Raw genomic sequence first — 7,145 nt, 5'->3', positions numbered from 1 at the left:
CCTGCGGACGACTGTCGTGATGCGGGCCGGACGCCCGCGTCGACGTTCACGGACCCCGAGGAGCACCGTCATGGCCGATGACAAGATCGTAATTCCCGGACCGTACTCCCAGCCGCCGATCGACACCAGCGACGACGAGGACGAGGAGGAGCCGCCACCGCCACAGCTCCCCGAGGTCGGCAACCTGGACGCACCGGCGGCGAACGTCGACCCACCCTCCCTCACCGTCAGCGAGACCTGGACCGACGACCCCGACGGACGCTGGCAGTCCGGCCCCACGATCGACGTCGACGCGCCGAAAACCGGCGACAGCGACCAGGAACCGCTCCCGGACACCATCCCCTACGTCCAGCCGTTCACCATCAACACCGGCAACGTCGTGGACACGGTCAAGCTCGCCATCACCGACCTGAAAACCGCGGTCACCGCGTACGACGAGCACAAGAAGTACGTGAAGGAGCACCTCTGGGTCTTCTCGGTGCAGAGCGCGGACGACGTCGGCCCGGACGGTGACCAGTTCACCTACATGGAGGAGAACGAGTCCTTCGACTTCAGCACGGGCATGTACTGGAATTCGGGCACCGAGAGCAACAGCTACGCCGGGCCGAGCCGGGAGATGGTCGAGCAGCTGGAAACGTTCCAGAACCGGCTGATCGCGTCCTGCGCCGACGTCATCACGCTGGTCAGCCAGTTCACACTGGCCGTGGACGGCGCCGCCCTGGCGTACGCCCAGATCGACTTCGCCAGCCAGTTCCCGGACCCACCGGTCATCACCGAGGTCACCATGGACAACAACACCGGCAACCTCTCGAACTCCTGAACACGCCGGGGCGGGAGGCCAGCGCCTCCCGCCCCGCCGTACCGCCGCCGGGTCAGTTGATGATGCCGGCTCCGATGTCCGCCAGTTCTCCGTAGACGCCGTAGACGCCCATCGCCAGCGGCGCGACCGCCAGGTTGCAGAGCATGCCGACCACCTCGGCCACCGAACGGCGACCGGCCGCGGCCGCGCCGGCCAGTGACACGTCCGTGGTCGACTCCGTGATCGGCAGCTCGACCAGGGTGATCAGCACGCCGATGCCGAGCACCACGAACCCGCCGATCACCAGCGCCACGGCGGTCCCGCCGGTGCCGAAGAACCGCTCCGCGATCGCACCGATCGCGGAGAACACGCCGGTCAGGCCCGCGACGCCGAACGCGACCGCCTCGCTGCGGAAGCCGGCCTGCTTGGTCCGGACCAGCAGCGCGGCGCCGGCGACCGCGGAGAGCGCGATCGCCCACCAGTTGCCGGAGAGCGCAAGCACCGGCTGCGCGATGGTCAGCGCCAGCACCGGACCGGCGATCACGAACGTCAGCACGCCGCGCGCCCGGACCAGCATCACGGTGACCGCCTGCGCCATCGGCGCGCTCGCCTTCGGCGGCTTGGAGGCCCACGCGGTGATGCTCGCCGAGATCCATTTCGAGCCGCCGAGCAGCGCGACGGCCGCGACCACCACGGCCGCGGACGCCTCCGCCGCGTTCACCCGCAGCGGCAGGAACAGCGGGACCAGCAGGCCCGCGACCAGCATCTGCAGCTCGACCGCGAACAGGATGATCTCGGGGGTGGTGGCCAACGACATGATCATGCCGAGGTTGGCGCCGGCGATCACGCCGACCCACCAGAGGTCCGCGCTGAGCTCCGCGAAGAGCAGCCCGCCAGCCGTGGCCATGCACGCGGCCGAGGCCAGGGACATGGCGAGCGTCAACGCCGGGGGTACGGCCGAGCGCCGCTGCTGCAGGCCCCACGAGGTGCCGAGCAGCACCAGGGCCGCGAGCGTCATGCCGATCGCGGCCGCCAGCCCGCCGTGCAGCCACAGCAGCACGACGCCGGCCGCGGCGAGCCAGGCCAGCGACAGCCCGATCACCACGAGGCCGCGCGGGCTCTCCTTGGAGCGGTAGTCCTCGGTCTGGTCCGCGACCAGTTCCTCGATGTCCTCGATCGCGGGCTCGCCGCCGGGATCACCGGCGACGTCGATCAGGTAGAGCACCGCGCCGTCGGCGATCCCCGCGTCCGCGAGGGTCTCCTCCAGCGCCAGCGGTGCCCCGCCGGCCGGGGTCAGTGACCAGGCCGGCGGGAACACGTCGTGACTGTCCTGGCCGCACAGATCGGCGAGCCGGCCCGCGTACTCGCCCACCGGCGCGGCCGCGGGCAGCGCCACGTCGACCCGCTTGCGCGTGCCGACGACGGTCACGAGGCTGCGCTGATCGGCCATTTAGTGCTTCCAGGTGGCCGTGTTGGTCAGCTCGGCCTCGGTGTAGTTGTTGTAGTTGACGTTCAGCGCGTGGGCGATCATGCCCATGATGCCCTCGGGGCCGAACAGGCCGTCCGCGGCGACGTTCCACGCCTTGCGCTGGTCCTCGAAGTAGATGTACGTGTCACCGGTCCAGGTCTCGGCCAGCGGCAGCAGCTTGCTCTCCAGCATCATCAGGTTGTCGACGATCTCGCGGGAGATGCCGTTGATGAACGGACCGGCGTCCCCGAGGCTGTCCGGGACCTTGAGGTGGGTGCCGTAAACGTCGGCCATGGGTGGCTCCTTCGTGGCGTGCTGACGGGGAACGAGGGCTAGAAGTAGACGCCGGGGATCTCGCCGTTGACCTCGACCAGGTTCGTGGTCGCGAACTCCTCGACGGTGGTGTAGTTGTTGAAGTTGCCGCGCAGGCCGTCACCGATGTTGATCAGTGCGTTGTGCAGCATCACGCCGAACGCGTCGAAGTCGGCCATCAGCGCGTCGAAGTTCAGCGCCGCGACACCCTCGTACTCGTCCCGAAGGCTGATCACGTAGTTGCGGGTGACCTGCAGCTGCGCCTCGATCTCGGTCGCGCTGGTGGTGCAGTTCGCGGCCGCGTCGGCCACGTATTCCGGGGTTACCTCAAACGCCACGATGTCCTCCTCGGTGCGATGCCGGGAGTTGGCGATCCCGGCGGGAAACCTGTGGACGAGAGCCGGACGGCGCTCGGGTCGTACCGGTGGGGGCAGCATGTCAGGCCGGTCCAGGACGCCGACAGTGACCGATTCGGGTGTCCCCGGCCGTCCCTCATCGGGTGGACGCCGCGAACGGGGAACCGGCCGCGGCGTCCGGCTCGTCGTCCGCCGGCGCCTCGTCCATCGCGATCTGGATCAGGCGGGTCGGCTTGCCACGGGAGAGCAGCGCGCCCCGGCCGGCGGGCCGCACCGCGGCCTTCTCGGTGCCGAGCAGCTGGCCCTCGCGCGGGTCGCCGGACAGGATCAGGCCACCACCGCCCAGCTCGCGCACGCGGGAGAAGAACGCGTCACCGACCGCGCCCCGGCCGGCACCGGCGACCCGGCGGGTCAGGATGACGTGGAAGCCGATGTCGCGGGCGTGCGGGATGAACTCCATCAGCGGCGCGAGCGGCGACTGCATGCTGCCGCCGACCAGGTCGTAGTCGTCGATGACCACGTAGATCTCCGGCCCCTCCCACCAGGTGCGCGCCTTGAGCTCCTCGGGCGTGATGGTGGGCGGGGGCATGCGCTCCCGCAGCTTGCCGGCGATCTGCTGCGCGTACGTCTTCGTGGTCTGCGAGTCCGCGGCGTAGGCGCCGAGGTGCCCCTCCGGGACGATGCCGAGCAGCGAGCGCCGGTAGTCGATCAGGACCACCCGCGCCTCCCAGCCGGTCTGCCGGTCGATCAGGTTGCGCAGCCAGGTGCGCAGGAACATGCTCTTGCCGGACGCGGTGTCGCCGAACACGATGAAGTGCGGGTCGCCGGTGACCAGGTCGAGGCTGATCGTGGAGATGTCCGGCTCGCCGATGCCGATCGGGACCGCGGTCGGGGTGGCGTCCGCGGACACCAGCTCGTCGCGGACCACCCGGCGCGGCAGCATCCGGACGCCGGGCGCGGGCTTGCCGTACCAGGACGGGCCGACCTTCGCCAGGATGTCCTGCTGGGCGTCGCGCAGCCCCTCGTCGGTGTCCCGTCCGTCGACGCGCGGCAGCACCACCTGGCTGTAGACGCCGGGCGGGCAGAGTGCCCGGCCGGGCACGCTGGTCGGCATCGCCTGCGCCATCCGGCGGTTGATGTCCGACTCGTTGTAGTCGTTGAGCCGCAGCTCGACGCGGGTGCCGATGCTCTCCCGCAGCGCCGGCCGGATCTCCATCCACCGGTTGGTGGTGAGGATCAGGTGGACGCCCACACCGAGGCCGCGCGAGGCGATCTCCACCATGACCGGTTCCAGGTGGTCCATGTCGGTGCGCAGCGCACCCCAGTTGTCCACGATCAGGAAGATGTCCGCCGCGCGCAGGCCCTCCGGCAGCCGGCCGGAGTCGCGCCGGGACCGGAACTCGGCCACCGAGTCGATGCCCAGCTCGCGGAAGACCTTCTCCCGGCCGGTGATCAGCGCGCGGGTGTCGGCCAGCATGCGGCCGACCATCTCCTTGTCCATCCGGCCCGCCACGTCGCCGACGTGCGGCGCGGTCGCGAACGGGTGCAGCGTCTCACCGCCGTAGTCGATGCAGTAGAACTGCGCCTCGGCCGGCGTGTGCGTGAGGATCGTGGCCAGCATCAGGGTCCGCAGCATGGTGCTGCGCCCGGACCGGGGCGCGCCGACGATCGCGAGGTTGCCGTGCGGGCCGCCGAAGTCCAGCAGCAGCGGCTCCTGGGCCTGCTGGCCGGGCAGGTCGACGACGCCGAGCGGGATGCGCAGCTGACCGGAGATCGGCCACATGGTGGCGGACAGGCCACGGCCGGACTGCACCGCGACCGGGCCGAGCAGCGTGTCCAGCGGGATCGCGCGCGGCAGCGGCGGCAGCCACACCTGGCGGACCGGCGTGCCGCGGCTGGACAGCCGGTCGACGATGACGCTCAGCTCGGTCGGGCCGTCGCCGGTCAGCACCGGCGCCGAGTCCTCCTCTTCCTCCTCGTAGAGGTCGGCGGCGGTGAGCGCGCGCATCTCGTACGGCAGGATCGAGGTCGAGATCGACTCGGCCTCGCGCTCCTCCGGCGAGATCCACGGCGCGGAGACGTGCGCGACCCGGAACCGCCGGTAGATGGTCTCGTCGACCTTCAGGTAGGCGGAACCGGGGATCGGCGGCAGCCGGTACGCGTCGGTCGTGCCGATCACGGTGCGGCTCTCCTGCGCGCTGAACGTGCGCAGGCAGATCCGGTACGACAGGTGCGAGTCCAGACCGCGCAGCCGGCCCTCCTCCAGCCGCTGGGTGGAGAAGAGCAGGTGCATGCCGAGGCTTCGGCCGACGCGTCCGATCTGGACGAACAGCTCGGTGAACTCCGGGTGCGCGGACAGCAGCTCGGCGAACTCGTCGATGATCACCAGCAGGTACGGCATCGGCTCCAGCGGTGCACCGTCGAGCCCGGTCTCGCCGGCCTGCCGCTTGCGCTGGTACTCCTTGATCGAGTCGACGTTGCCGGCCGCGCGCAGCAGTTGCTGGCGCCGCTGCTGCTCACCGGCGAGCGCGACCCGGACCCGCTCGACCAGCGCCGCGTCGTCCGCCAGGTTGGTGATCATGCCGGCCACGTGCGGCATGCCGGCCACCGGCGCGAACGTCGCACCACCCTTGAAGTCGACCACCACCATGCTCAGCAGATCCGGCGAGTGGGTGACCAGCAGACCGGCGACCAGGGTACGCAGCAGCTCACTCTTGCCGGAACCGGTCGCGCCGACGATCAGGCCGTGCGGCCCGGAACCGCCCTGCGCGGACTCCTTGATGTCCAGCACCACGCTCTGGCCGTCACCGTCCGTGCCGATCGGCACCTTGAGCAGCCGCTCCGGTCCCATGTTCGGGTCCCACAGGCCGCTCAGCGCCGCGTCCAGGCTGCGGCCGGCCACCAGGGCCTCGATCAGCGACACGGTACGCGCGAGCACCTGCTCGTGCTCGTCGGTGAGCGTCAGCGGCGTCAGTTTCCGGGCGATCAGCTCCGCCATCGGCAGGCTGACCTGGTCGGCCTGGGACAGTTCGGAGGTGGCCGCGCCGGTGCCGGTGCGGCCGGTCAGCGACAGTCCGCCGGACGGCGAGACGGTGACCCGCAGGTCCACCCGGCCCGGCTCGTCCGTCTCCCGCCGGCCCAGGAAGATCAGCGTGATGCCCATGGCCGGCCCGGCCGCCTCGAGCAGCGCGCGCAGCAGCGCCGAGCGTCCCCACTCGGACACCGGGTCGAAGCCGGTGAACACCACCACCAGCCGCTGCTGGTGCGGTGCCGCGCCACGGTCGAACTGGGCCTGCAGCCGCCGGGCGCTGGCCGATTCGCTGCGCCGCCGCAGTTCCCGCTCCAGGAAGTCGCCGAGACCGCCGCTCTCACCGGTGATCAGCGGCACCGCGCGCGGCCGCCGCCGGGATCCGGGCTCGAACGTGTGCGGCAGCCACTTCGCCCACTCCCACTCGTCGATGTCCGGTGCCTCGACCGCGACCAGCACGTCGTCCGGCGCGTGCATCACGGCGAGCTGGGCGAGCATGGAACGGGTCATCGCGGCCGTGGCGTCCGGCGCGCCGAGGATGCTGACCACGCCGGCGGCGCCGAGATCGATCGCGATCGGCTGCGCCGCCACCTTGCTCATCGAGTCGACCAGGCGGCGGGCCGCGCGCATCGACTCCCAGTCGTAGTCGGCGAGCGGGTCCAGCCGGGTGCCGATCTGGATCGGCGTGGACAGCTCCGCGTCACCGATGCCGATCCGGACCCGCAGGAAGTCCGGGTCGCCCTGCCGGCGCTCCCAGACCCGGCGGCCGCTGTGCGCGATGGCCAGCAGCCGGTCCGGCTCCGGGTGCGCCCAGGCACCCAGCATCCGCTGGGTCGAGGCGACCTGGCGGGCGTTGGTGCGCACGTCCATCAGCAGCGCGCGGTACCGCGCCCGCTGCCGCATCACGGTCCGCCGCTCCAGGTGCTTGTTCTGCACCCGGAACGCGATGGTGGCGCTGAACGACACGACCGCGAAGATGATCGCCAGGGCGATCAGCATCGGCCGGCCGTACGACACCATGTACGCCGCGATACCGAGGCTGGACAGCAGTGGCAGCAGCAGGCTGATGAAGCCCGCGTTGCTCTGCTTCTGCTCCGGCGGCGACGGCAGGACCACCTTGTCCTGGGGGATCGGCGGTGGCAGGAACCGCGCCGGGCGGTGGAACGAGATGCGGGACACGCG

General features: G+C 71.0%; 5 protein-coding genes. 1 reads left to right on the top strand and 4 read right to left on the bottom strand.

Going from position 1 to position 7,145, the window contains the following annotated elements:
- The first annotated feature begins 70 nt into the window (after positions 1-70).
- Entirely contained in the window at positions 71-820 is a 750-nt protein-coding gene (locus tag J2S44_RS30675) for a hypothetical protein (protein ID WP_310420967.1), read from the top strand.
- A 52-nt stretch (positions 821-872) separates the two neighbouring features.
- Here J2S44_RS30675 and J2S44_RS30670 read toward each other — a convergent pair whose 3' ends face one another.
- The 4 genes from J2S44_RS30670 to eccCb form a co-directional block, all read right to left on the bottom strand.
- Positions 873-2,249: an EsaB/YukD family protein gene (locus tag J2S44_RS30670; RefSeq protein ID WP_310420965.1), complete on the bottom strand. Its 1,377-nt coding sequence runs from the start codon at positions 2,247-2,249 to the stop codon at positions 873-875.
- Positions 2,250-2,561: a WXG100 family type VII secretion target gene (locus J2S44_RS30665; RefSeq protein ID WP_310420963.1), complete on the bottom strand. Its 312-nt coding sequence runs from the start codon at positions 2,559-2,561 to the stop codon at positions 2,250-2,252.
- Positions 2,562-2,599: 38 nt separating this feature from the next.
- A complete protein-coding gene (locus J2S44_RS30660; RefSeq protein WP_310420961.1) occupies positions 2,600-2,917 on the bottom strand; it encodes a WXG100 family type VII secretion target in 318 nt (105 codons plus the stop codon).
- A 154-nt stretch (positions 2,918-3,071) separates the two neighbouring features.
- Entirely contained in the window at positions 3,072-7,142 is a 4,071-nt protein-coding gene (gene eccCb / locus J2S44_RS30655) for a type VII secretion protein EccCb (RefSeq protein ID WP_310420959.1), read from the bottom strand.
- Positions 7,143-7,145: the final 3 nt, after the last annotated feature.

Source organism: Catenuloplanes niger (genome assembly GCF_031458255.1).
Classification (GTDB): Bacteria; Actinomycetota; Actinomycetes; order Mycobacteriales; family Micromonosporaceae; genus Catenuloplanes; species Catenuloplanes niger.
The sequence above is the reverse complement of the archived record's forward strand: the minus strand, read 5'-3'. Positions and strand labels throughout refer to the sequence as shown.

Bases quoted from the DNA above. Each gene is read 5' to 3' on its own strand.
- J2S44_RS30670 (WP_310420965.1), bottom strand. From the start codon at position 2,249: ATGGCCGATCAGCGCAGCCTCGTGACCGTCGTCGGCACGCGCAAGCGG.
- J2S44_RS30665 (WP_310420963.1), bottom strand. From the start codon at position 2,561: ATGGCCGACGTTTACGGCACCCACCTCAAGGTCCCGGACAGCCTCGGG.
- J2S44_RS30675 (WP_310420967.1), top strand. From the start codon at position 71: ATGGCCGATGACAAGATCGTAATTCCCGGACCGTACTCCCAGCCGCCG.